Raw genomic sequence first — 24,449 nt, 5'->3', positions numbered from 1 at the left:
ATCCGCCTCCCTATTCGGCCGGTTGGATAGCGGCGGACTGCGGGTTCACCGCGTCCTCGGTATCGGCGACGTCGCCCTTGATGGTCTTGTAGACATTCCAGGCCATCAGAAGCGCGCCAGTGAGGTACATCAGGCCGCCCAGAGCGCGGATGATGTAGGAGGGATGCATGGCCTCGACCGTCTGGACGAAGGAGTATTCCAGGAAGCCCAGCGAGTCGTAGGAGCGCCACATCAGACCCTGCATGATGCCCGACACCCACATGGAGGTGATGTACAGGAGGATGCCCAGGGTCGCGATCCAGAAGTGCCATTCGATGAGGGCGCGCGAGAACATGCCCTTGCGCTTCCACAGCCAGGGAACAAGGCAGTAGATCGCGCCGAAGGAGATGAATCCCACCCAGCCCAGAGCGCCCGAATGCACGTGGCCAATGGTCCAGTCGGTATAGTGCGACAGCGAGTTCACCGCGCGGACCGACATGACCGGGCCTTCAAAGGTCGACATGCCGTAGAAGGCCACCGAGACGACCAGCATGCGGATCACCGGGTCGGTGCGCAGCTTGTCCCAGGCCCCCGACAGGGTCATCAGGCCGTTGATCATCCCGCCCCAGGACGGCATCCACAGCATGATCGAGAAGGTCATGCCCAGCGTCTGCGCCCATTCCGGCAGAGCCGTGTAGTGCAGGTGGTGGGGGCCGGCCCAGATGTAGATGAAGATCAGCGCCCAGAAATGGATGATCGACAGGCGGTAGGAATAGACCGGCCGCTCGGCCCGTTTGGGGATGAAGTAGTACATGATCGCCAGGAAGCCGGCGGTCAGGAAGAAGCCCACGGCGTTGTGGCCGTACCACCACTGGGTCAGGGCGTCCTGCACGCCCGAGAATGCGGCGTAGGAGCGCGAGCCCAGGAAGGAGACGGGCATGGCCAGATTGTTGACCACGTGCAGCAGCGCGATGGTCACGATGAAGGCCAGATAGAACCAGTTCGCCACATAGATGTGCGGTTCCTTGCGCTTGGCCAGCGTGCCCAGGAAGACCAGCAGATACGCGACCCAGACGATGGTCAGCCACAGATCGGCGTACCATTCGGGCTCGGCGTATTCCTTGGACTGGGTGATGCCCAGCAGATAGCCCGTGGCCGCGACCACGATGAACAGCTGATAGCCCCAGAACACGAACCAGGGCCATACGCCGCCGGCGAGGCGGGCGCGGGTGGTGCGCTGGACCACGTAGAAGCTGGTGGCGATCAGCACGTTGCCCCCGAACGCGAAGATCACGGCGCTGGTGTGCACCGGACGCAGACGACCGAAGTTCAGCTGCGGCAGCGCATCCCAGGACAGGAGCGCCGGCCAGGCCAGCTGGCAGGCGATGATCACGCCGACCAGCAGGCCCGCGATCGCCCAGAACATGGACGCGATCACGCCGTACTTGACGATGGTCTCGTTATACTGGGCCGGGTCGCGTTCGACCCCGCCATTGGAATACACGCCCACCATGCCGAACAGGCCCAGCACGAAGCCGGCCCCGATCACCCAGGCGTGAAGTCTCATATTGGCGTCTGCGCCGCTGGCCGCTGCAAACAGCGACCAGAGAGCGCCAAGCAGCAGAATGCCGCCGACAATCATAGCATTGGCGTCTAAGCCGGTTTTGGGTCGTCCCGCGAGCGCGGTCATGTCGCCCCTCCCTGATGAAGGCAATGTCCATGCGTGTCATCGCTGGGAAACGGCGAAGATGAAACTATGGCAATATGCCTCAGCATCATTTCCAGCGCGCGCGCATTAAGGTCCACGATGCTGAGCATGCCTTGTTTTCCTTGGGATTTTCCAGAAAATTCCCTACAAAAATTGTGGATGGCGACACGTTGACACACCCCGGAATGGATGTCGGGCCGCTCTTGGGCGGACGGATGGAAATCGATTTTCTGGCCGGTCTGGTCGCGGGTCTGTCCTCCAGCGCCCATTGTCTGGCCATGTGCGGCGGCATCGCTGCGGTCATCGCGCTGGGCGCAGGCGGCAAGGAGACGAGGGCGGGTTTGCGGGCGTCACGGCTCCTGCAGGCCCAGCTCGCGCGGATTTCGCTCTATCTGGTGCTGGGCGTGATCGCCGGGGCCATTGGCTGGGGATTGCAGGATTCCCGCCCTCCTGCCGCCTTTCAGGATGTGGCGCGCTATCTGTCGGCGCTGGTGCTGGTCGCGGCGGGCTTCTCGGTCATGGAAATCCCCATCTTCGGCGGAGAGGTCGGGCGCCTGGGCGCGCGGCTGGCCGCGCCGATCACCAAGCGCCTGCACCATCTGCATCGCTTCGGGCCAATCGGTCTGGGGCTGGTCTGGGGGCTGATGCCCTGCGCCCTGATCTATCTGATGACCTTCTATGCCGGGCTCACGGGCTCACCGGTGCAAGGCGGGCTCGTGATGCTGGGGTTTGGCCTGGGCACAGTGCCGGCCCTCTTTGCGCTGGGTCTGGGGGCGGGGGCGCTGCAACGCCTCGCCCGCGCGCTCTGGCTCAGGCTTCTGGCGGGCGGCGCGCTCATCGGACTGGCGGTCTGGACGGTGATCTCACACAGCATGTGAGAAAGCGCTTGACCGGATATAAAGATATCCTTATATCCAGATTTGCGCCGATTTGAGCTTCAGCTTGCGGGCGCGGAACAAGTGCGGCTAAAGCGAAGCGTCGAGATTGTTTGGTCCTGACATTCCCCCCGTCGCCTCAGGCACTCTCGACGCACCGCTCTTCCTCAGTTCCGCCCGGAGCCCTCGCTTCGGCGCCGTTGAACACAAAGGAGAGCATCATGACCTATCCGGCCCTGCTGGATCGCCCCGCCTTTTCACCCGCCGCCACGCCGGTCCGCCCCATGCGCGCGATCATGCTGGGTTGCGGCGTGGTTGGCGGCGGCGTGATCGAGCGTCTGCCGGAAGGAATTGAGCTTCTCGGTATTCTCACCCGCACCCCGCGCCCCGAAGGCGTATCCGGCTTCAAGGTCTTCACCGATCCGGACGCAGTATTCGCGCTCAAGCCCGAGCTGGTGATCGAGGCGCTGCCCGGCGGCGCCGAGGCGGAAGCGCTGGTCGAGCGCGCGGTGCGGGAAGGCTGCCATGTGGTCACCGCCAACAAGGATGTGGCCGCCCGTCGTCCTGACCTCGTGCAAGAGACCCAGGCGGCAGGTCGCACCTTCGCCTGCTCGTCCGCTGTCGGCGGTGGCGCGCCGGTGCTGGAAACCGTGACGCGCCTGCGCGAGAGCGGCGTCAAGGTCGGCCGGGTCCGCGGCGTGCTGAACGGCACCTCCAATTTCGTCCTCGACCGTCTGGCGTCCGGCCGCTCCCTCGAGGCGTCCGTAAAGGAAGCGCAGGACGCCGGCTTCGCTGAAGCGGATCCGAGCGCGGATCTCGATGGTCTGGACGCGGCGAACAAGCTGGCGCTGATCGCCCGCGAGGCCTGGGGCGTCGATCTTGATCCGGCCTCCATCCCGACCGCGTCGATCCGCGATCTCTCCGCCCATGTGCTGGACGCGGCGCGCCAGGATGGTCGCCGCATCCGTCAGGTGGGCTGCCTGTCGCGCTCTGTCTCGGGCGTGCGCGCCGAGGTCCGTCTGGAAGCCCTGCCGCTGACCGACCCGCTGGCGCGGGCGCGCGCGGAAGGCAATGTGGTCGTGCTGCTTCCCGAGCGCGGCGCTGAAGTGATCGTGGCGGGCAAGGGCGCTGGGCGTCTGCCGACGGCGGGCAGCCTGATCGGGGATCTCAACCGGCTTCTGAAGGCCCAGCGCTGATGACGGCCCTTGCCTCTTCCTCGCCCGAGCGATGTCGAACCGCCCAATGGCGCGTTCAGGAGTATAGCTGCGGCTTTGAACGCCCCCATGGCGGGGGCTGGTCGGATGTGCGCGGCCGGGTGGTCGGCCCCAATGACGGGGCCGTCACCATCGTTCTGGGCGGCATTTCCGCGGACCGGCGCCTGATCGAGGATGAGGACGGGCCGGGCTGGTGGCCGGGCGTGGCTGAGGTCGGCGGCGCACTGGACCCGACCCGGCGACGGCTTGTGTCCATGGATTTTCTCGATGACGCCGCAGAGCCCTTCCCGACGGTGGATGATCAGGCCGCGGCCGTGTTGATGCTGGCCGATACGGCGGGCATCGAGCGTTTCGCGCTGGTCGGCGCGAGCTATGGCGGCTCGGTCGGGCTGAGCCTTGCGGCCATGGCGCCCGAACGGGTCAGCAGGCTCGATCTTCTGTGCGCCAGTGCAGGCGTGCATCCGATGACCCAGGGCCTGCGCGCCATCCAGCGTGAAATCCTCAAGCTCGCCATCGAGGCCGGGCAGGGCGCGCGCGGCGTGGATATCGCTCGCCGCCTCGCCATGACGACCTATCGCACGCCCGAAGAATTCGCCCGGCGTTTCGGCCCGGAGGGCGAACCGGGCGGGGTGGAAGCCTATCTCTCCGCGCGGGGCGCCGATTATGCGCGCACGGTGACGCCTGAACGCTTCCTGTCGCGCCTCGCCTCCATGGAAGCGGCGAACCCGGACCTTTCCGCGATCACCTGCCCGGTGAACCTGCTGGCCTTCACCTCTGACCGGCTCGTGCCGCTTGAAGAGGTCGAGGCGACACGCGCCGCGCTGACGGGATGCGACTCACGTCTTGTCGTCCATGACAGCCCGTATGGTCATGACGCCTTCCTGAAGGAGGCCGCGCGTGTGAATGCTTTCCTCGAGGGCCGTCATGACTGAGTTTCGCACGCGCGCCGTTCGCGCCGGGATCAATTGCGATCCGGGTCATGGCGCAGTGGTCGCGCCCATACAGGTTTCGAGCGCCTACAGGCGGGCCGATCCGGCCCAGCCCGGCGCGTTTGACTATGCCCGCACTGGCCAACCCGGTCGGGCTGAACTGGCCGCCGCCCTTGCAGCGCTGGAAGGGGCCTCCGGCGCGGTGGTGGCCAGTTCGGGAATGGCGGCGATTGATCTGGTGCTCAATCTCCTGCCCAACGGGGCGCGGATCGTCTGCGCCCATGACTGCTATGGCGGCACGCGGCGCCTGATGGATGCGCGCAGCCAGCAGCGCGGCTTTGTGTTGAGCTATGCCGATTGCACCGACCCTGTGGCGCTGGACGAGGCGCTCTGGAACGGCGCGGATCTCGTCTTCTTCGAGACGCCGTCCAATCCGCGCCTGCGCCTGACCGACCTCAAGTCCGCCTGCGCCAAGGCGAAAGCGGCGGGCGCGATTGCGGTTGTCGACAACACGGTTCTGTCGCCCGCGCTTCAGCGCCCGATTGCGCTGGGCGCGGATCTCGTCGTCAGTTCGTTGACCAAGATCATCAACGGCCATTCGGACATGGTGGGCGGCGTTGTCTGCGCGGCAAATCCTGATCATGTGGAGCAGCTGGGCTGGTGGGCCAATGCGGCGGGCGCCGTGGGCGGGGCGTTTGACGCCTTTCTCGCCATGCGCGGCCTGAGGACCTTGCCGGTCCGGGCGAAGGCGCAGTCGGACGGCGCGCTCGAGATTGCCCGGCGCCTGAATGCCCACCCCAAGGTGGTGCGGGTCGATTATCCCGGGCTCGAGGATCATCCCGGCCACGCCATCGCCAGAGCCCAGCAGGACGGTTACGGCCCGCTCCTGAGTCTCGAGCTTGAGGGCGGGGAAGCGGCGGCGCGCCAGTTCGTCCTCGCGCTGGAGCTTTTCATCCTCGCCCAGTCGCTCGGGGGCGTGGAGAGCCTGTGCGCCATCCCCGCCACCATGACCCATGCCGCCATGACGCCCGAGGCGCGTCAGGAGGCGGGGGTGAGCGATGGTCTGGTGCGTCTGTCGGTCGGGCTCGAGGCTCCGGATGACCTCTGGGCCGATCTCGAACAGGCGCTCGCCGCGCTTTAGCGTGCCTGCGCCTTGACCCTCGCGCGCGCAAGGGGTACCGCCGCATGTTGACTGCACTTGTCTGGTGCAGGGCTTTCTCCGTCAGTGGCATTGTCGCAAGACGCGCCGATATGAAGGCGTGGGGAAGCCGTCAGAAACATGTGAGACGAGGATCGATATGGCCGACGCGACCAAGAGCGACGCCCAGAAGGCTGAAGGCGCGACGGAGCGCCGTTTTCCCGCTGTCCCCGGACCGTCGGAGCTGCCCAAGATCGATGCCGAGATTCTCCAGTTCTGGAAGGCGGACGGCACCTTCCAGGCCTCGATCGACGAGCGCCCGGAAGACGATCAGTTCGTCTTCTATGACGGCCCGCCCTTCGCCAATGGCTTGCCGCACTACGGGCACCTTCTGACCGGCTTCGCCAAGGACGTGATCCCGCGCTTCCAGACCATGAAGGGCAAGCGCGTCGAGCGTCGCTTCGGCTGGGACACGCACGGCCTGCCGGCTGAACTGTCCGCCGAGAAGGACCTTGGCATTTCCGGGCGCAAGGCCGTCCTGGAAATGGGCATCGACAAGTTCAACGCCGCCGCGCGCGCGGGCGTAATGAAATATGCCGGCGAGTGGGAGGACTATGTCACCCGTTCGGCGCGCTGGGTCGATTTCGAGAACGACTACAAGACGCTCGACATCAGCTTCATGGAAAGCGCGCTGTGGGCGTTCAAGCAGCTCTGGGACAAGGGTCTTGTCTACAAGGATTACCGGGTCGTGCCCTATTCCTGGGCCGTGGAATCCCCGCTGTCGAATTTCGAGACCCGTCTCGACAACTCCTACCGCAACCGCACCGACCCCGCCGTCACCATCGGCTTCGAGCTGAAAGAGGGTCAGGGCGAGCTGTCGGGCGCGAAGATCCTGATCTGGACCACCACGCCCTGGACGCTGCCCTCCAACCTCGCCGCCGCCGCCGGCGCGGACATCACCTACGCCATCATGCAGAAGGGCGATGAGCGCTTCATCCTGTCGGTGAACGGGCTTGAGAAGTACAAGAAGCAGCTTGAGGGCGCCGAGCAGATCGGCACGGTGAAGGGCTCTGAGCTGGCGGGCCTGAAATACCACCCGCCGTTCGACTATTTCGTCGGCTGGGAGAACGCCCACCAGATCCTGATCGAGGACTTCGTCGTTGATGAGGACGGCACCGGTATCGTGCACATGGCGCCGGGCTTTGGTGAGGATGACCTGAACGCCTGCCGCAAGGCGGGCATCGCCGTTGTCGTGCCGGTGGATCAGGCGGGCCGCTATACGTCTCAGGTGCCTGATTATGAAGGCATGCTGGTGTTTGACGCCAACAAGCCGATCATCCAGCGCATGAAGGAAGAGGGCAAACTCTTCCGCCATGACACCTATGACCACAACTATCCGCATTGCTGGCGGACGGACGAGCCGCTGATCTACAAAGCGGTCGACAGCTGGTATTTGAAGGTGTCGGACTTCCGCGAGCGGATGGTCGAGCTGAACAAGGAGATCAACTGGTCTCCGGCCCACGTCAAAGATGGCATTTTCGGCAATTGGCTCGCCGGTGCGCAGGACTGGAACATCTCCCGCTCGCGCTTCTGGGGCACGCCGATCCCGGTCTGGGTGTCTGATGATCCGAACTATCCACGCGTCGACGTCTATGGCTCCATCGAGGAGCTGGAGGCGGAGTTCGGCGTCAAGGTCACCGACCTGCACCGCCCCTATATCGACGAACTGACCCGTCCGAACCCGGATGATCCCACCGGCAAGTCCACCATGCGCCGCGTCGAGGACGTGTTCGATGTGTGGTTTGACTCCGGCTCCATGCCGTATTCCCAGGTCCATTACCCGTTCGAGAACAAGGACTGGTTCGAGGCGAACTTCCCGGCGGACTTCATCGTGGAATATGTCGCCCAGACGCGCGGCTGGTTCTACACGCTGATGGTGCTGTCGACGATGCTGTTCGATCGGCCGCCCTTCAAGAACGCGATCTGCCACGGCGTGGTGCTGGATGAGAACCGCCAGAAGCTGTCCAAGCGCCTGCGCAACTATCCCGACCCGATGGAGTTCTTTGACCAGTACGGCTCGGACGTGATGCGCTGGTTCCTGATCTCCTCGCCGGTGCTCACCGGGGGCGACCTGCTGGTGCCCAAGGAGGGCCGCGAGATTGCGAGCGTGCAGCGCGAAGCCATCGCGCCGCTGCTGAACGCCTATTCCTTCTTCTCGCTCTACGCCAATCTCGAGGAGCGCCAGCCGCAGATCATCACCTCGGCGACCGATCCCCTGGATCGCTATATCCTCACCAAGACGGGCGAGCTGGCCAATGCCGTGAACGCGGCGCTCGAAGGCTATGACGTGCCGCGCGCCTGCAAGGAGGCGACGGCCTATTTCGACGCGCTGACCAACTGGTATATCCGCCGCTCCCGCGCCCGCTTCTGGGGCTCCGAAGACGAGGCGGCCAAGAACGCGGCCTTCGATACGCTCTATACGGTCCTTGTGAAGGTGAGCCGAATCCTCGCCCCGCTGCTGCCGATCACGACCGAGAAGGTCTACAAGGCCCTGACCGGCGATCGTTCGGTGCATCTGACCCTCTGGCCGCAAGCGGACGAGTTCCCGCAGGACCATGATCTCGTCCACGCGATGGACCTGGTGCGCGACGCCTGTTCGGCGGCGCTGGCGGTGCGTGAGCGCGCGCGTCTGCGCGTGCGCCTGCCGCTCAAGACCCTGACCATCGTGCATGCGGACAGTGCGGCGCTGGAACCGTTCGCGGACCTGATCCGGGACGAGGTGAATGTGCGCGATGTGGCGACATCCACCGATCTCGACGCCTATGGCAAGGTCGAGCTCAAGCCCGATCCGCGCATCGGCAAGCGCCTCGGGAAGGCCATGAAGGATGTCATGGCGGCCTCGCGTTCGGGTGAGTTTACGCTCAATGAGGACGGCACGGCGACGGTGGCGGGTGAAACCCTCGCCGCCGAAGAGTTCACCATGCGCGTCGTCACCGATGAGGGCTCGGACGCCGAACCCTTCGCCGGCACCGGCGCCATCGTGCTCGACACCTCCGTGGACGCGGATCAGGAACGTGAAGGCCTCGCCCGCGACCTCGTGCGCGCGGTCCAGACCGCCCGCAAGGAGGCGGGTCTGGAAGTGTCTGACCGTATCGCGCTCGGCATTGCCGGCGGCGAGGCTGTGAAGGCGGCGCTCGACGCCCATGGTGACTTCATCAAGGACGAAACCCTCGCTCTCAGCCTTGCGGCTGAAGCGGGCGAGGGCTTTGTCAGCGAGACCGAGATTCAGGGCGATGCCGTGCGCATCTCCGTGGCGAAAGCCGGCTAGGACGAGATTCGATGACCGAACAGACCGCTTACGAGTTCAACGCGCTTGAGAAGAAATGGCGCGCCTACTGGCAGCAGAACCACACCATGAAGACGCCGGACCCCAAGCCCGGCGACAAGACCTTCTACGTGCTCGACATGTTTCCCTACCCGTCCGGGGCGGGTCTGCATGTGGGCCACCCGGTGGGTTATCTGTCCACGGATATTGTCGCGCGCTACAAGCGCATGGCGGGCTACAAGGTGCTGCACCCGATGGGCTGGGACAGCTTCGGCCTGCCGGCGGAGCGCTATGCCATGAAGACCGGGGTGCACCCGCAGGTCTCCACCCAGGACAATATCGCCAACTACAAGCGCCAGATGGATCTTCTGGGCCTGGGGTATGACTGGGATCGCGAGATCCAGACCTCCAGCCCGGACTATTATCACTGGACCCAGTTCATCTTCTCCCGGCTTTATAACGCCTGGTACGATCATGACGCCCAGAAGGCCCGTCCCATGGACGATCTGCCGATCCCGGCCGAGGTCGAGGCGCAGGGCAAGCTTGCGGTTCAGGACTATCAGGACGAGCGTCGGCTTGTGTATTACGAGACCGCGCCGGTGAACTGGTGCGCCGAGCTGGGCACGATCCTCGCCAATGAAGAGGTCTTCGACGGCAAGTCCGAGCAGGGCTATGAGGTGATCCGCGTCCCGCTCAAGCAGGTGAAGATGCGCATCACGGCCTATGCCGAGCGTTTGATCAATGATCTCGACGGTCTCGACTGGCCCGAAGGCATCAAAGATTCCCAGCGCAACTGGATCGGGCGCTCTGAAGGCGTGCAATTGCGCTTCAAGGTTCAGGGCTCCGAGCAGGAAGTCGAAACCTTCACCACCCGCGTCGACACGCTTGGCGGGGTGACCTTCCTCGCTGTTGCGCCCGAGCACGCGCTCGTGGATGTGCTGACCGCGCCCGAACAGAAGGCGGCGGTGGACGCCTATCGTGACGAGGCTGCGCGCAAGTCCGATCTCGATCGCACCAAGGACGCCGAGAAGACTGGCGCGCCCACGGGCAGCTTCGCCATCAACCCGGTGACAGGTCGCGCCGTGCCGATCTACGTCGCCGACTATGTGCTGCCCGACTATGGCACGGGCGCCGTGATGGGCGTTCCGGCCCATGACGAGCGCGATTTCACGTTCGCCAGCAAGTACGGCCTCGACATCGTGCCGGTGATCGATCCGGGCGCGGACGCGCCCGAACGGGAGTCCGTGCTGGCGGGTCAGAAGTGCTGGACCGAGGACGGCGTCATGCTCGCCGCCCCTGATCAGAGCGAGCTTTATCAGGCCGGCGTGCGTTGGCGCGAGGCGCGCGAAGCGGTCGCCGATCATCTGGAAGCGCAGGGCGTCGGCAAGCGCGTCATCAGCTATAATCTGCGTGACTGGATCTTCGCCCGTCAGCGCTATTGGGGCGAGCCGATCCCGATCATCCATTGGGAAGACGGCACCCGCACCACCGTGCCCGAAGACCAGCTGCCGCTGACCTTGCCGCATATCGACACCTACAAGCCGACCGGCCACGGGGAATCCCCGCTGGCGCGCGCCGAGGACTGGGTCGAGGTCATCGATCCCGAAACCGGGATGAAGGGGCGCCGGGACACCAACACCATGCCGCAATGGGCGGGGTCGTGCTGGTATTATCTGCGCTTCAAGGACCCCAGGAATGCACAGGCCATGGTCGACCCCGAGCTCGAGAAAGCCTGGGGCATGGTGGACCTCTATGTGGGCGGCGCCGAGCACGCGACGCTGCACCTTCTCTATGCGCGCTTCTGGCACAAGATCCTGTTTGATCTGGGTCTGGTTTCCACCAGGGAGCCGTTCCAGAAACTGGTGAACCAGGGCCTTCTCACGAGCCACGCCTTCAAGAATGACCGCGGGATCATCCTGCCGGTCGATGAAGTCGTCGAGCGTGAAGACGGGACCTTCGTGCATGAGCCGTCCGGCGATGTGGTCGAGCGGGTCGGCGCGAAAATGTCAAAATCGCTGCACAATGTCGTGACGCCCGATGATGTGGTCGAGCGCTTCGGAGCGGACGCCTTCCGCGTGCACATGATGTTCATGGGCCCGGTCGAGGCGATGCGCGAATGGGAGACCGACAAGGTCGCCAGCGCACTCAAATTCCTGCGTCGCGTCTGGCGTTTCGCCACCGAAGGCCTCGCCAATCCGGCGACCGAAGAGAGCAAGCCGGTCAGCCTGGCGCTGACCAAGCTTGTGCTCGCGATCACCGAGGATCTGGACAATCTGCGCCTCAATACCGGCATCGCGGAGCTGATGAAGTTCCTCAATGCGGTGGAAGGGCAGCCGGTCACCAAGGCTGTGCTCGATCAGTTCATCACCGTGCTCGCGCCGTTTGCGCCCTTCATGGCCGAAGAGCTGTGGGAGAAGGCCGGTCACAAACCGTCCGTCTTTGATGCCCAATGGCCGACGGCCAACGAAGCCGATCTGGACGCTGCGATCGAGGAGATCGAGGTGGTGATCCAGGAAGGCGGCAAGCGCCGCGACACCATCAAGCTGGCGCCGGATGCGGATGACCAGACCGTGCGCGACGCCTCGCTGGCCCGCCTCGCCGAGATGGGCAAGTCCATCGAAGGCGTGGACATGAAGCGCGTCATCGTGGTGCGCGACAAGAAGTCGGGCCGCGTCAAGCTGGTGAACGTGCCCAAGCTCGATCAGGCTTAAGCGCTGGTCTTTGACTATGTGAAAGCCCCGGCGGTGACGCCGGGGCTTTTTTGATGGGGGTATGGGCCTCCGGATCAAATCCGAAGGCCGAGAGGTTCAAGCTCTATGCTCTCGGTCCTCGGGCTTGACCCGGGGACCCATGTGCGCCTGCGCTACTCCACCTCAAGCGGTTCGCCATCCACCGTGATCTGGGCTTCCATCACGTCTGCGGCGTTCGAGAAGGCCGTGTCGGCGTCTTGCTCGCCATCGAGCACCGCCTGCCCTTCATTCAGCAGCGGCATGTAGAGCATCGAGCCTTCCGCATCATCCTCGGCGGTGAAGCGATCGGCGTGTTCAAGTATGTCGTCCCAGACCGCGCGCACATCGGCCCAATAGTCTTGAGTGCCGTCCCAATAGGTTTGCGCAGCGTGATCACCCTCAAGGTCATAGCGGCGATAGGTGTTGATGCCGTGCTCACGCACCAGCTCGCGCTCCTCGCCATCGCGAAGGACAAGCTTTGAGTTGTCCTGTTCGTGTGTCCAGCCCCACTCGAGGATCGTGTGGCGGTTCACGGCTTCGATCACATCGTAGTCATCGCGCGTGGTGGCGTCGCGGCGCGGCAGGGGGCGCCAGCTGCGCGCCGGCTCCCAGGTGGAGGCTTCGGGCGCATGCTCCCAGCGGGCGATCCCGGCATAGCGCGGGCTGTCATCGACCTGATAGACCGTCTGCGACCAGGCGCGGTGGGACTGATCCGCGCTCAGCGTGTCCATTTCCCAGGCGCCGAAGCCGCGATAGGCCATCAGGCGCTCGGGCTGATACGCCCAGTCCTGACGCCAGTGCTTCACCACGAACGGGTCTTCCAGATCCCCGACCAGCAGCAGGTGCTGGAGAGAGATGAAGTCGCCCTCATCGGCGATCACGTAGACCACTTCGCGCGCCGGGGTGACCTTGGGATCGGCCAGCTCGTATGCGGCGTCAATGGGCAGGAATTCGGTGAAATCGAACGTCACTTCGTATTCGCCCGCCATCGCCAGAATGGCCTGACGGTCCGCTTCGAAGTCGGCCTCATGGTCCGTATGCGCATGCGGGGCGTGCGTTTGCGGTGCTGTCGCCATGCCGGTATGCGCGCCGGTGCTGGCGCATGCGCCCAAGGTGAGCGCGGCGAGGCTGGCGGTGGCGAGCGTCATCAAGCGCAATCTGGTCATCTCAATGTCCCTGTCTGTCTTGCGGTCAGGCTGAACGAAGCGGCCCTGCCGGCGCGGTCCGCTCTGCGAAAACTCATGCCGACTGCATAGTGCGAAAGATTCTCACTTGCAATCTCAAATGACCTGCGCCATTCAGAGAGAAATTGAGAACTATTCGCAATACGGGGCGAGGACATGACTTCCAAATCTGAGAGACTGAACGCACGCATGTTGATGGCGGCGAGCGTTTCGGCGCTGGCGCTGGCCTCGCCGGCCATGGCCGAAACGGAGGCCAGCCAGGGAGAGGAGGCCAGCGATGTGATCGTGGTCACCGCCACCCGCACCCAGCTGACCAATTTTGACTATCCGGGCCTGACCAGCGTCATTTCGCTCGAAGCGCTGGACCAGAACCGTCCCTCCGACCTCATCGAACTTCTCGAAGACATCCCGGCGCTGGAAGTGTCAGGCGGACCGCGCCGGACCGGTCAGACCCTCAGCCTGCGCGGTCTGGGCCGCGAGAATGTGACCTTGCTGATCGATGGCGCGCGGCAGAACTTCAACAGCGCCCATGACGGCGTGCTGTTCCTGGATCCCTCGCTTCTGGGCCGGGTGGAGAGCGTGCGCGGCTCGGCCGCGTCGCTCTATGGATCCGGCGCGGCGGGCGGAGTCGTCGCCTTTGAGACGCTGGAAGCGGATGACTTGCTCGAAGACGGCCAGCGCTATGGCGTGCGCGCTTCGGCGGGCTATCGCTCGGTCAATGAGGAAAGCCGCGGCTCGGTGGCGCTGGTCGGCGATTTCGGCGACCTCGAGGGCGTGGCGGCGGTCAGTCTGCGTCAGTCCGGTGATATCGCGCTGGGCTCCGGTGATGATCTCTCAGCCAGTGACGACATCGTCTCCACCCTGCTGGGCGGGGAATGGGATATGGCCGAGGGGGTCGAGCTGGAGCTCGGCTGGCTGAGCTTCCGCAATGACAGCGTCGAGCCCAATAATGGCCAGGGCGCGGCTGGGGTCGATAGTCTCAACCCGCTGATGAACAAGGATGTCGCCTCTGACAGCCTGCGAGCCACCCTGCGCTTTGATGCGCACAGCCCGCTGATCAATCTTGAGACCACGGTCTATCACAATATCGGCGCTGTGGATGAGGTGGATGCGAGCATAAACCGCCTTGTGGAGCGGGACCTGACCACCACCGGCATTCGAGCGGAGAACCGCGCCGAGTTTGCGCTGGGCGGGCTCGATCTGGCGTTGGTGACGGGCGCGGAATGGTATGAGGACGAGCAGGAAGGCTTTGATTCCGCCACCTCTGACGGGGTGCGGGGCGGCGTGCCGTCCGGCTCCACCCGCTTCACCGGCGTCTGGGCCCAGCTTGAAAGCACGCTCGATCTCGGCGCGGCCGGCGAACTGATCGTCCTTCCGGGCGTGCGCTTTGACCAGTTCGAGAGTGCATCGAGCGCCGCCGATGACAACAAAGACGAGGCCGTCTCTCCCCGCATCGCGGCCACCTGGGCGCCCAATGACAGCATCCGGATATTCGGCAGCTGGTCGGAAGCCTTCCGCGCACCGTCGCTGAACGAGCTTTACCTCAGCGATACCCACTTCTCCTTGCCGCACCCGATCCTGGGCGCGCCGGTCTTCATCACCAACAGCTTCATCGCCAATCCGAACCTGAAGCCGGAAGAGACCGAGACGTTCGAGATCGGCGCCGCCTTCAGTCATGAGGGCCTGTTCACGGCCAATGACCGGCTGGAGATCAAGGGGGCCTGGTTCCAGACCGAGGCTGAGGACCTGATCAATCTCAATGTGGACTTTGCGTTCAATCCGACCTGCTTCGCGCCGCCCTTCATGCCGTGCTCTGCGGGCACGACCTATTCGGAGAACCTCTCCGAAGCCGAGCTCGAGGGGTTCGAGATCGCAGCGGCCTATTCGGTCGGGGCGTTCGAGCTGTCCGGCTCCGTCTTCGAAGTGGATGGCGAGGACAAGGCGACGGGCGACCCGCTGGGCGCGCTGCAGCCGGTCATGGGCTTTGTGAATGCGCGCTACACCTTCGAGCCGCAACGCCTGACCCTGGGCGGTCGCGTGGCGTTCGCGTCCGACTTCGACAAGGTTGCAAGCGCGGCGGAAGAGCGCGACGGCTATGCGGTGCTGGATCTGTATGCCAGCTGGACGCCGATGGCGGACCAGCCCCTGCGCATCAATCTCGGCGTCGATAACGTGTTTGACGAGGATTATGAGCGCGTGTTCGCAGGCGTTTCCGAAGCGGGACGCAGCGTGCGCGTTGATCTGACCTGGACGGGCGCCTGGTAGAGAGGGCCGACGCCTGTCCCCAGGGGCGCGTCCGGACGCGGGCGCGCCCTTTTCTTTGCGTTCTCCTTGCCCTGGCGGGGGTGTCGGAACACATTAGCGCCAGGGATGAGGGAGGCTTCCATGATCAGACATCTGCGCACACTGGTCGCGATTGGCGTGCTTTCGGGGCTGGGCGCATGCTCCAGCGTCCCGGAACCGCCCGAGCCGCTCGCCGCGACTGAACGCACGATCAGCCAGGGGGAAATTGTCGGCTTCGCGGCGGACAATGCCGCCCAGGTCTGGCTTGGCCTGCCCTATGCGGCGTCAACTGCGGGGGTGAATCGCTGGCGCGCGCCGCAGCCGGCGGCCCGATTCACAGAGCGCTTTGAAGCCCTGACGCATTCCGAGCCCTGTCCGCAGATCATCAACCGGTTGAGCACACGCACGACCGGCCGCGATGAGGGCGATCTGTACGGCAGCGAAGACTGTCTGAAGCTTGATGTCTACGCGCCCAACGGGGCCGGACCGGATAACGCGGACCGGCCGGTTATGGTCTGGATCCATGGCGGCTCGAACACCTGGGGTTTCGCCAGCCAGTATGACGGCTCAAAGCTCGCCCAGGAGCAGGATGTGGTCGTGGTGGTGATTCAGTACCGCCTCGGCCCGCTCGGCTTTTTCGCACATCCGCAGATTGACGAGGGCGAAGGCGCGAACTTCGCCCTGCTGGACCATGTCGCGGCGCTGCAATGGGTGGCGGAGGAAATCGGCCAGTTCGGCGGTGATCCCGACAATGTGACGATCTTCGGCGAGAGCGCGGGCGGGCAGAATGTCGCCGCCTTGCTGGCCTCGCCGCTCGCGTCCGGTCTTTATCATCGGGCAGTCGTGCAATCGGGCTTCTTTGATTCAACGCCGCTGAACGAAGCGCAAGAGGGAACCGAGAACAGCGCCATACCGGCGGCAGAGCGCATGCTGAGCGGTGAGGCGACGGCGTATGCCTTGCGGAACGCCCCGCTTCAGGCGGTTTTTGACGCCTACAATCTGGGCGATGCCCGGGCGGAACTGCCGCGCGTGATCGCAGATGGCGTGACCTTGCCGCGCGAGGGGCTGGCGAGCACGCTGGATGATACGGAGACCTTCAACGCCGTGCCGATCATTTCAGGCGTGAACCGGGACGAGATGAAGCTCTTCAACGCCCTGAACCCGGAGCTGACCCGTCAGCGGTTCGGCGTCCTTATCTCGATCCGTGATCCCCATCTGTATGAGCGCCGCGCCTATTATCAGTCCCGGCTGTGGCGGATCCTGGCGATTGATCAGCCTTTCGCGCGCATGCGCGCAGCGGGTCATGAACCGCTCTGGGCGTACCGGTTTGACTGGGATGACGGGGGCGGATTCCTGACCATGGACCTGTCGGAATTGTTCGGTGCAGCGCACGCCATGGAAATTCCCTTCGTCTTCAACCATTTCGATTTCTTCGGTCCCCTCGACCGGTTTCTGTTCCATCGCGAAAACGCCGACAGCCGTGCGGAGCTGGCGGCGGAAATGGGCGCCTACTGGACCGAGTTCGCCCGGACCGGAGATCCGGGCGCGGGCTGGCCGGCCTGGACGGAGGACGGCGTGCTGAAACGCTTTGATGCGCCCACATCAGGACTGCTGGAAGGAACCGACAGCGTGGAGCGCCTGCTCGAGGACCTGGCGAGTGATCCGACGCTTGATTCAGCGGACACCTGCCATATCGCAGAGGCCCTGGTGAACTGGCGGGATGAACTGGAAGCCCGCATCCGGGCGCGCACCGGATGTGAGGTGTAGGGCGTTTCCTCTTGCAGGCATGAAGTGAACAGTGTTCACTTACTTCCAGAGCGAGCGGCCAAGCCGCCGGGGAGGAAGACATGTCTGCAAACGTTTCAGCGCCCGTCGAGGCGGATCTTGATGTGCTCATTGTCGGCGCCGGTCTCTCCGGCGTGGGCGCGGCCTGGCACTTGCAGCATCGCTGCCCGGACCAGTCCTATCTGATCCTGGAATCGCGCGAGAGCCTGGGGGGCACCTGGGACCTCTTCCGCTATCCCGGCATCCGCTCTGACAGCGACATGTACACCTTCGGCTATGCCTTCCGGCCCTGGACGGACGGCAAGGTGTTCGCGGACGGTCCCTCCATTCGAAATTATGTCAACGACACCGCCGAAGAAGCGGGCATCGCTCCCATTATCCGCTATCAGCACAAGGTGGTGGGCGCGCACTGGAGCACCGAAGACGCCCGCTGGACGGTGGAGGTCGCCGTCGGCGAGAGCGGCGCCATCAAGCGCTATACCGCCAAATTCGTCTTCCTGTGCTCGGGCTATTATCGCTATGACCGCGGTTACATGCCGGACTTTCCGGGCATGGCGGACTTCAAGGGCGATGTCATCCATCCCCAACACTGGCCCGAAGGCTATGATTACACTGGCAAACGCGTGGTGGTGATCGGATCGGGCGCAACGGCGGTGACGCTGGTGCCGGCGATGTCGGACACGGCGAGACATGTCACCATGCTGCAGCGTTCGCCCACCTATATCGCGGCGCGACCATCCGTGGACAAGACCGCGGATTTCCTGCGCAAGGTCCTGCCCGCCAAGACCGCTTATGGCCTGACGCGGATCAAGAATGTCCTGCAGGCGATCCTGATCTTCCAGATGTCGCGGCGCTGGCCGGACTTTGTGAAGAAGGGCGTGCTCAAGGCCATTCAGGAGCAGCTGGGCGAAGACTTTGACGTTGAGAAGCATTTCTCGCCCAGCTATCGGCCCTGGGATCAACGCTTCTGCCTAGCCCCCGAAGGCGATTTCTTTGACGTCCTGAAGTCGGGCGAAGCCTCGATCGTCACCGACCAGATCGAGCGCTTCACTGAGAACGGCATCCTTCTGAAATCGGGCGAGACGCTGGAAGCGGATCTCATCATTCCTGCAACGGGGCTTGAGATGCAGGTGGGCGGCGGCATGGATATAAGCGTGGACGGGCAGCCCTTCGTGGCGCCCGACCATGTCACCTATCGCGGCATGATGCTGTCGGACGTCCCCAATCTGGCGCTGGCCTTCGGCTACACCAACGCGTCCTGGACGTTGAAAGTGGACCTGACGGCCGAGCGGGTCTGCCGCCTGATCAATCACATGAAGGCGCGCAATCTCGATTATGTGGTGCCGACCCCGCCTGAGGGTCTGGAAACCCTGCCCTTGCTCGATTTCTCTTCGGGTTATGTCCAGCGGGCCCTGCCCACGCTGCCGCGACAGGGAGCGACGCCGCCCTGGCGCACCTATCAGAACTATCTGCAGGACATGTTCGCCATCCGGTATGGCAAGCTCGAGGACGGCCATGTGCGCTTCGGCACCGCTGGCGATCAGGTCTTCCGCGCGGGCGCCCCGCTGACAGAGGCGGCGGAGTAGGGCTTGGCCTCCCGCCCGTCTTGAGACAAGCTGAAGTTCTTAAGGATAGGGAGCGCCCGCAAGGGCGCCGAGGGAGGACGTCATGGGTTGGGCGCTGTCCATCAACAAAGCCGATATTTCCGACGCCAGGCTGGTGAGGGCCGAGCCGCAGACGCTGGCTGACGGGCAAGCCCGATTTGCGATCCGGCGCTTCGCGTTGACCGCCAACAACATCACCTATGCCGCATTCGGGGCCGCCATGCGCTATTGGGATTTCTACCCGGCCGAGGACGGCTCGGGTCGACTTCCGGTCTGGGGCTTCGCCGAAGTGGTCGAGAGCCGGGCCCCGGGTCTGGAGGCGGGCGAGCGGGTCTATGGCTACTGGCCGGCGGCGGATGAGGCGGTGCTCACCGTGGATGGGGTCAAGCCGGGGTCTTTCCTCGAGGTCTCGCCCCATCGCGCCGAGCTGGCGGGCGCCTATAACCGCTATGTGCGCTGCCAGGCCGATCCGGGCTATGCGCCCGAGCGTGAAGCCGCCCAGATGGTGCTGCAGCCGCTCTTCATCACCTCCTTCCTGATCGATCTTCACTTGCGCGATCATGATTTCATGGGCGCGAGCCAGATCACGCTCACCAGCGCGTCCTCCAAGACCGCGCTGGCGCTGGCGCATCTGCTGCACGCCAATCCGCCCGAGGGCGTGAAAATCGAGGCGCTGACCTCGGCCCGTAACGCCGGTTTCGTCAAATCCACCGGCTATTACGATGTCATCAGCACTTATGACGAGATAAACGGCTTCAAGCCCGAACCGCGCCGCCTGATCGTGGACTTTGCAGGCGATTCCAAGGTGAACAAGGCCATTCACGAGACGCTGGGCGATGATCTCGTCGGCAATATCCGCGTGGGCGGCGCCCATTGGGAGAACTCCGCCCCGCCCGGCGTCATGCCTGGGCCCAAGCCGGTCTTCTTCTTTGCGCCCGATCATGTGCGCGACCGGATGAAGGCCTGGGGGAGCGAAGAGTTCGGCCGCCGTTATGGCGCAGCGTGGATGAGCTTTGTGGAAGCGGGCCAGACACTCTTCAGCGAAGAGGAATTTGTCGGCGGCGAAGGCGCGCTCAAGGCCTATGACAAGCTGATTGCTGGCAATTTTGACGCTGCGAGCGCCATGACGGTGAAGGCGGGATAAGAAGCCTGAATTCCCGGGCGAGCGTAGCGAAGACCCGGGACCTCCAAGAGCGCCTTATCCTGATCGAGGCCCCGGCTCTGCGCTTCGCTTGGCCGGGGTTTCAATATTTGAAGGGGCCTAGCTCCCCTCGATCTCCTCGCGGAGCATTTCAAGCTCGAGCCAGCGCTCTTCCTTGGCGGCCTTGTCGTCGGTCAGGCGCGCATGCTCTTTCGTGGCGGCATTGAAGCGCTCGGGGTTCTTGGTGAAGAGCGTCGAATCCGCCAGCTCGGTTTCGAGCTTGGCCAGCGTCGCCTCGATCTTTTCAATCTCGCCGGGCAGGGTTTCCAGCGCGTGCTTGTCCTTGAAGCTGAGCTTGCCGGCGGATTTGTTCTTCGGCTTCTCGCCCTTGGATTTGCCCGCGGTCTTCTCGGCCTTCTCGGCCGCCTTTCGGGCTTTCACGCCTTCGCCGCGCTGGGCGACCATATCCGAATACCCGCCCGCATAGACGCGCCAGACCCCGTCCTCTTCCCAGGCGATGGTGGCGGTGGCGGTGCGGTCGATGAAATCCCGGTCGTGGCTCACCAGAAGCGCCGTGCCGTTATAGTCCGAGATCAGCTCTTCCAGGAGATCCAGCGTTTCAAGATCAAGATCGTTGGTCGGCTCGTCGAGCACCAGAAGGTTGGACGGCAAAGCTAGCGCCCGCGCCAGCATCAATCGCGCTCGTTCCCCGCCCGAAAGGGCATGGACCGGCGTGCGCGCCTGTTCGGGGCTGAACAGGAAGTCCTTCATATAGGCCTGGACGTGCTTGACGGTTCCGGCGACCTCGATGCGCTCCCCGCCACCGGGCGCGATGGCTTCGACAACGGTCCAGTCGGGCTTCAGCGCGGCGCGGCGCTGATCGAGGCTCGCGATTTCCAGATTTGTGCCCAGCTTGACCGTGCCCGCATCCGGTTCGATCTGGCCGGTCAGCACCTTGATCATCGTGGTCTTGCCCGCGCCATTGGGGCCGACCAGCGCGATCCGGTCGCCGCGGGCGATCTTGATGGAAAGATCGGAAAAGATCGGGCGACCGTCATAACTCTTGGAGATGCGATCCGCCTCGATGACGCTCTTGCCGGACCGGTCCGCCTCGCTGACCGACAGGCTGGCCGCGCCTTGCGGGCCGCGCCAGTTCTTCAGGTCCGACTTCATCGCCTGCAGTTCGCCGACGCGGCGCACATTGCGTTTGCGGCGCGCCGTCACGCCATAGCGCATCCAGTCTTCCTCGCGCGCGATCTGACGCTCGAGCTTGTGGCGTTCCATTTCCTCGGCCTCGAACACCTCGTCGCGCCAGGCCTCGAAATGCGCAAAGCCGCGATCAAGCCGCCGCGTCTTGCCCCGGTCGATCCACAGGGTCTGACGTGTGAGGTTCTCGAGGAAGCGCCTGTCGTGGCTGATCAGCACCAGCGCGCCGCGATGGCTGTTGAGCTCGCTTTCCAGCCATTCAATCGCCGGAAGGTCGAGATGGTTGGTCGGTTCATCCAGCAGCAGGATGTCGGGCTGGGGCGCGAGCGTCCGCGCCAGCGCCGCCCGGCGGGCCTCGCCGCCTGACAGGGTCGCCGGGTCGGCTTCGGCATCAAGACCCAGATGCTCAGCAAGATAGTCGGCGCGATAGGCGTCGTCGCCCGGGGCGAGCCCGTCGCGGATATAGGCGATGACGCTGTCATAGCCGGTCAGGTCCGGCTCCTGGGGCAGATAACGCAGGGTGGAGCCGGGATGCACGAAGCGCTCGCCGCCATCCGCCTCGATGATCCCGGCCGCGATCTTCAGGAAAGAGGATTTGCCCGATCCGTTCCGCCCCACGAGGCCGATGCGTTCGTTCTCGCGCACGATGAGATCGGCGCCGGTGAGCAGCGGGGTCGCCCCAAAGGTGAGGTGTGTATCGGTCAGGGTCAGGAGCGGTGCAGACATGGCTTAGCCGTTAGCCGAGCGTCGGGGCGCTGTCACCCTTCCAGATCATGGGGCTGGCGAAATCCGCGGCAAATCCGGTGAAGCCGCTGACAAGAAAAATTCATATAAAAATTTTTCAAATGAGAAAACCTATAAGAAAATAACGACAAAGAGGGTTCATTGGATTCAGTTCATGGAATCCGCTATAAGTATTCGCACCGGCAGCAGGGCGAGAAAGAGTCATGAAATCAGAAAATGAGATTCTGAATCGAATTTACAATTTGAGCGGCGATCCTGAAGAAACGCGGGATGCTTACAAGGACTGGGCCGAAAACTATGATGACGATACGGTCGAGGGCATGGGCTATGTCGCGCCTGCCGTCGCCAGCGACAAGCTCCGCGCGCTTCTGCCCGACACCTCCATCCGGATCCTGGACGCAGGTTGTGGCACGGGCCTGGCCGGGGTCGAGCTGAACAAGCGCGGCTATCAGAATGTGGACGGCATGGATCTGTCGCCCGACATGCTTACCGTCGCGCGTCGCAAGGAGGTCTATGACGATCTGCGCGAGGCGGACATGACGGAGACGCTCGACTATCCCGATAACGCTTATGACGCGATCATCTGTGTCGGCGCCTTCACCCACGCCCATGTGGGGCCGAAGGGCTTTGACGAGCTGGTGCGCATCACCCGTCCCGGCGGCGGGATCGTTGCGACCGTCCACGAAGATGTCTGGGATGAAGACAAGTACGCGGACTATCTCAAGAAACTCGAGGCCTCCGGCAAGGCGAAGATCCGCGAGGCGGACGAGGCGGATTACCACGTCCACAAATGCCGGCTTGTGGTGCTGGAGCCCGTCTAGGACCTAGTCCAGCGGCAGAACGGGCGTGCGCTTGACCGTGCCGAAGGCGAAGCTGGTCTCTATGCCGGCGATGCCCGGCACGGGATGCAGGCGCTCGCGCATGAAGCGTTCATAGCCGGACTGGCTGTCGACGACGACCTGCAGCAGATAATCCTCTGCGCCTGAGGTGAGGTGGCATTCCAGCACTTCATCGAGCCGCAGAATGGCTTTCTCGAAGGCGGCGACGGTCGCCGGTGCGTGATTGGCGAGCTTGATCCTGAGAAAGGCCGTAATGGGCAGGCCCGCTTTGTCGCGATCCAGGATCGCCGCATAGCCGGTGATCAGCCCGCTCTCTTCCAGCGCGCGGACCCGTCTCAGACAGGGTGAGGGCGACAGGCCGATCTGGTCGGCCAGGGCCTGATTGGTGATGCGCCCGTCTTGCTGAAGGGCGGTGAGTAGGCGTCGATCCGTGCTGTCCATGGCGCTATTTTAGCAGATCCTGCCAATCTGGATACAGTGAGAGGCTGAAATGGCAAGCCCCTGCTGCGTCGCCGCGCGTATTCTGTCCCGGTCAGTCAGGGAGGACGACGACGTGGACGGATCAGCGCCAATCACTCGCAAACCCGGTTTCTCCACCCGCGCCATTCATGCGGGCTATGAACCGGCCAAAGAAGGGGGCGCGCTGGTCCCTCCGCTCCATCTGTCCTCGACCTTCGCCTTCGAAACGGTCGAGGATGCGGGCGCCGCGTTTTCTGGCGAGCAGCCTGCTCACTTTTACACCCGCATCTCAAACCCGACGCTGGATCTTCTGGAGCGGCGCATCGCCGATCTAGAAGGCGGCGAAGCGGGCGTCAGCTTCGGGTCGGGCATGGGGGCGATCACCTCTGTGCTCTGGAGCCTGCTAGAGCCGGGTGACGAGATCCTGGCGGACAAGACCCTGTATGGCTGCACCTTCGCCTTTCTCAATCACGGGCTGTCGCGCTTCGGGATCAAGGTGCGCCATGTGGACATGAGCGACATCGACGCCGTGATTTCGGCGATGAGCGAGAAGACGCGCGTCGTCTATTTCGAGACCCCCGCCAACCCGACCATGAAGCTCGTCGACATTGCCGCTGTCGCCGCGGTGGCGCGCGCGCATTCCGCCATGTGCGTGGTCGATAACACCTACGCCACGCCGCTCATCACCCGCCCCATTGAGCGCGGCGCGGATGTGGTGGTGCATTCGGCGACGAAATATCTCGGCGGTCATGGAGATCTGGTGGCCGGGATGGCCGTGGGCTCCGCCGAAGTGATGGAACGCGTCCGGCTTTACGGCCTCAAGGACATGACGGGCGCGGCGCTGTCGCCGTTCAACGCCATGCTGATCCTGCGCGGGCTGAAAACCCTGTCCCTGCGGATGGAGCGTCATAGCCAGACCGGCGGCGCCGTGGCCCGCTGGCTCAGCGCTCACCCGCAGGTGCGCGAGGTGGCGTATCCGGGACTCGAGGACGGGCCGCAATACGCGCTCGCCCGTTCTCAGATGCAACATTTCGGCGGCATGATCGCCTTTGAACTCGAAGGCGGGTTCGAGGCGGGCGTGCGCATGATGAACGCCATGAAGCTGGCGCTACGCGCGGTCAGCCTCGGGGATGCGGAAACCCTGATCCAGCACCCGGCCTCCATGACCCATTCCGCCTACAGCGCCGAAGAGCGTGCGCTCTATGGCATTTCAGACGGTCTGGTGCGCCTGTCGGTCGGTCTCGAGGACGCCGATGACATCCTGGGTGATCTGGAACAGGCGTTGATGGCCTAGGGTTTAGTGAAAC

The 24,449-nt window shown here is 64.1% G+C and carries 16 protein-coding genes; 12 read left to right on the top strand and 4 right to left on the bottom strand.

Annotated elements, in window-relative coordinates; translation table 11 throughout:
* Window positions 1-10: 10 nt before the first annotated feature.
* The gene (gene ccoN, locus OA2633_RS08180) at window positions 11-1,669 is read right to left on the bottom strand and encodes a cytochrome-c oxidase, cbb3-type subunit I (RefSeq protein ID WP_009802053.1); all 1,659 of its coding nucleotides are present in this window, start codon (window positions 1,667-1,669) and stop codon (window positions 11-13) included.
* A gap of 233 nt (window positions 1,670-1,902) precedes the next feature.
* Here ccoN and OA2633_RS08175 point away from each other — a divergent pair, with 233 nt between their 5' ends.
* The 6 genes from OA2633_RS08175 to leuS all read left to right on the top strand — a co-directional run bounded on the left by OA2633_RS08175 (window position 1,903) and on the right by leuS (window position 11,879).
* Window positions 1,903-2,565 carry a sulfite exporter TauE/SafE family protein gene (locus tag OA2633_RS08175; protein ID WP_162010987.1) on the top strand — a complete coding sequence of 221 codons (663 nt, stop codon included), beginning with the start codon at window positions 1,903-1,905 and terminating at the stop codon, window positions 2,563-2,565.
* Between the two features lie 218 nt (window positions 2,566-2,783).
* Window positions 2,784-3,758, top strand: a complete 975-nt coding sequence (locus OA2633_RS08170; RefSeq protein ID WP_009802051.1) for a homoserine dehydrogenase — start codon at window positions 2,784-2,786, stop codon at window positions 3,756-3,758.
* Window positions 3,758-4,708, top strand: a complete 951-nt coding sequence (locus OA2633_RS08165; protein ID WP_009802050.1) for an alpha/beta fold hydrolase — start codon at window positions 3,758-3,760, stop codon at window positions 4,706-4,708. Before OA2633_RS08170 ends, OA2633_RS08165 begins: the two co-directional genes overlap by 1 nt.
* A complete protein-coding gene (locus OA2633_RS08160) occupies window positions 4,701-5,846 on the top strand; it encodes a PLP-dependent aspartate aminotransferase family protein (RefSeq protein ID WP_009802049.1) in 1,146 nt (381 codons plus the stop codon). Before OA2633_RS08165 ends, OA2633_RS08160 begins: the two co-directional genes overlap by 8 nt.
* Before the next feature lie 157 nt (window positions 5,847-6,003).
* Complete coding sequence (ileS, locus tag OA2633_RS08155) at window positions 6,004-9,171, top strand: isoleucine--tRNA ligase (RefSeq protein ID WP_009802048.1); 3,168 nt, start codon at window positions 6,004-6,006, stop codon at window positions 9,169-9,171.
* 11 nt (window positions 9,172-9,182) lie between these two features.
* The gene (gene leuS, locus OA2633_RS08150; RefSeq protein WP_009802047.1) at window positions 9,183-11,879 is read left to right on the top strand and encodes a leucine--tRNA ligase; all 2,697 of its coding nucleotides are present in this window, start codon (window positions 9,183-9,185) and stop codon (window positions 11,877-11,879) included.
* 152 nt (window positions 11,880-12,031) lie between these two features.
* On the opposite strand, the gene OA2633_RS08145 is transcribed toward leuS, so the two are convergent.
* Window positions 12,032-13,063, bottom strand: coding sequence for a DUF6607 family protein (locus OA2633_RS08145; protein WP_009802046.1), 1,032 nt, complete (start codon window positions 13,061-13,063; stop codon window positions 12,032-12,034).
* A 174-nt stretch (window positions 13,064-13,237) separates the two neighbouring features.
* On the opposite strand from OA2633_RS08145, the gene OA2633_RS08140 reads away from it, so the two are divergent.
* The 4 genes from OA2633_RS08140 to OA2633_RS08125 all read left to right on the top strand — a co-directional run bounded on the left by OA2633_RS08140 (window position 13,238) and on the right by OA2633_RS08125 (window position 19,897).
* Window positions 13,238-15,346, top strand: a complete 2,109-nt coding sequence (locus OA2633_RS08140; RefSeq protein WP_241760700.1) for a TonB-dependent receptor domain-containing protein — start codon at window positions 13,238-13,240, stop codon at window positions 15,344-15,346.
* 120 nt (window positions 15,347-15,466) lie between these two features.
* Window positions 15,467-17,131 (top strand): carboxylesterase/lipase family protein, encoded by a 1,665-nt coding sequence (locus OA2633_RS08135; RefSeq protein WP_009802044.1) that lies wholly within the window; start codon window positions 15,467-15,469, stop codon window positions 17,129-17,131.
* A gap of 80 nt (window positions 17,132-17,211) precedes the next feature.
* On the top strand, window positions 17,212-18,735 hold the full coding sequence (locus OA2633_RS08130) for an NAD(P)/FAD-dependent oxidoreductase (protein WP_009802043.1): 1,524 nt from the start codon (window positions 17,212-17,214) through the stop codon (window positions 18,733-18,735).
* Window positions 18,736-18,817: 82 nt separating this feature from the next.
* The gene (locus OA2633_RS08125; protein ID WP_009802042.1) at window positions 18,818-19,897 is read left to right on the top strand and encodes a DUF2855 family protein; all 1,080 of its coding nucleotides are present in this window, start codon (window positions 18,818-18,820) and stop codon (window positions 19,895-19,897) included.
* A 117-nt stretch (window positions 19,898-20,014) separates the two neighbouring features.
* Here OA2633_RS08125 and OA2633_RS08120 read toward each other — a convergent pair whose 3' ends face one another.
* Window positions 20,015-21,826, bottom strand: coding sequence for an ABC-F family ATP-binding cassette domain-containing protein (locus OA2633_RS08120; protein ID WP_009802041.1), 1,812 nt, complete (start codon window positions 21,824-21,826; stop codon window positions 20,015-20,017).
* Between the two features lie 260 nt (window positions 21,827-22,086).
* Between OA2633_RS08120 and OA2633_RS08115 the strand changes: the two genes are divergently transcribed.
* Window positions 22,087-22,665, top strand: coding sequence for a class I SAM-dependent methyltransferase (locus tag OA2633_RS08115; RefSeq protein WP_206740496.1), 579 nt, complete (start codon window positions 22,087-22,089; stop codon window positions 22,663-22,665).
* Between the two features lie 3 nt (window positions 22,666-22,668).
* Here the strand turns inward: OA2633_RS08115 and OA2633_RS08110 are convergent, their stop codons facing one another.
* Window positions 22,669-23,124: an Lrp/AsnC family transcriptional regulator gene (locus OA2633_RS08110; RefSeq protein ID WP_009802039.1), complete on the bottom strand. Its 456-nt coding sequence runs from the start codon at window positions 23,122-23,124 to the stop codon at window positions 22,669-22,671.
* 112 nt (window positions 23,125-23,236) lie between these two features.
* On the opposite strand from OA2633_RS08110, the gene OA2633_RS08105 reads away from it, so the two are divergent.
* The gene (locus OA2633_RS08105) at window positions 23,237-24,436 is read left to right on the top strand and encodes a methionine gamma-lyase (protein WP_206740495.1); all 1,200 of its coding nucleotides are present in this window, start codon (window positions 23,237-23,239) and stop codon (window positions 24,434-24,436) included.
* Window positions 24,437-24,449: the final 13 nt, after the last annotated feature.

The sequence above is a fragment of the Oceanicaulis sp. HTCC2633 genome (assembly GCF_000152745.1).
Taxonomy (GTDB): Bacteria; Pseudomonadota; Alphaproteobacteria; order Caulobacterales; family Maricaulaceae; genus Oceanicaulis.
This window is presented reverse-complemented; position numbering and strand designations above follow the sequence as displayed.

What these genes read in the sequence shown, in the direction of transcription:
- leuS (WP_009802047.1), top strand. Translation starts at nt 9,183, where the DNA reads ATGACCGAACAGACCGCTTACGAGTTCAACGCGCTTGAGAAGAAATGG.
- ileS (WP_009802048.1), top strand. Translation starts at nt 6,004, where the DNA reads ATGGCCGACGCGACCAAGAGCGACGCCCAGAAGGCTGAAGGCGCGACG.
- OA2633_RS08130 (WP_009802043.1), top strand. Translation starts at nt 17,212, where the DNA reads ATGTCTGCAAACGTTTCAGCGCCCGTCGAGGCGGATCTTGATGTGCTC.
- ccoN (WP_009802053.1), bottom strand. Translation starts at nt 1,669, where the DNA reads ATGACCGCGCTCGCGGGACGACCCAAAACCGGCTTAGACGCCAATGCT.
- OA2633_RS08135 (WP_009802044.1), top strand. Translation starts at nt 15,467, where the DNA reads ATGATCAGACATCTGCGCACACTGGTCGCGATTGGCGTGCTTTCGGGG.
- OA2633_RS08175 (WP_162010987.1), top strand. Translation starts at nt 1,903, where the DNA reads ATGGAAATCGATTTTCTGGCCGGTCTGGTCGCGGGTCTGTCCTCCAGC.
- OA2633_RS08160 (WP_009802049.1), top strand. Translation starts at nt 4,701, where the DNA reads ATGACTGAGTTTCGCACGCGCGCCGTTCGCGCCGGGATCAATTGCGAT.
- OA2633_RS08125 (WP_009802042.1), top strand. Translation starts at nt 18,818, where the DNA reads ATGGGTTGGGCGCTGTCCATCAACAAAGCCGATATTTCCGACGCCAGG.
- OA2633_RS08140 (WP_241760700.1), top strand. Translation starts at nt 13,238, where the DNA reads ATGACTTCCAAATCTGAGAGACTGAACGCACGCATGTTGATGGCGGCG.
- OA2633_RS08170 (WP_009802051.1), top strand. Translation starts at nt 2,784, where the DNA reads ATGACCTATCCGGCCCTGCTGGATCGCCCCGCCTTTTCACCCGCCGCC.
- OA2633_RS08145 (WP_009802046.1), bottom strand. Translation starts at nt 13,063, where the DNA reads ATGACCAGATTGCGCTTGATGACGCTCGCCACCGCCAGCCTCGCCGCG.
- OA2633_RS08120 (WP_009802041.1), bottom strand. Translation starts at nt 21,826, where the DNA reads ATGTCTGCACCGCTCCTGACCCTGACCGATACACACCTCACCTTTGGG.
- OA2633_RS08110 (WP_009802039.1), bottom strand. Translation starts at nt 23,124, where the DNA reads ATGGACAGCACGGATCGACGCCTACTCACCGCCCTTCAGCAAGACGGG.
- OA2633_RS08165 (WP_009802050.1), top strand. Translation starts at nt 3,758, where the DNA reads ATGACGGCCCTTGCCTCTTCCTCGCCCGAGCGATGTCGAACCGCCCAA.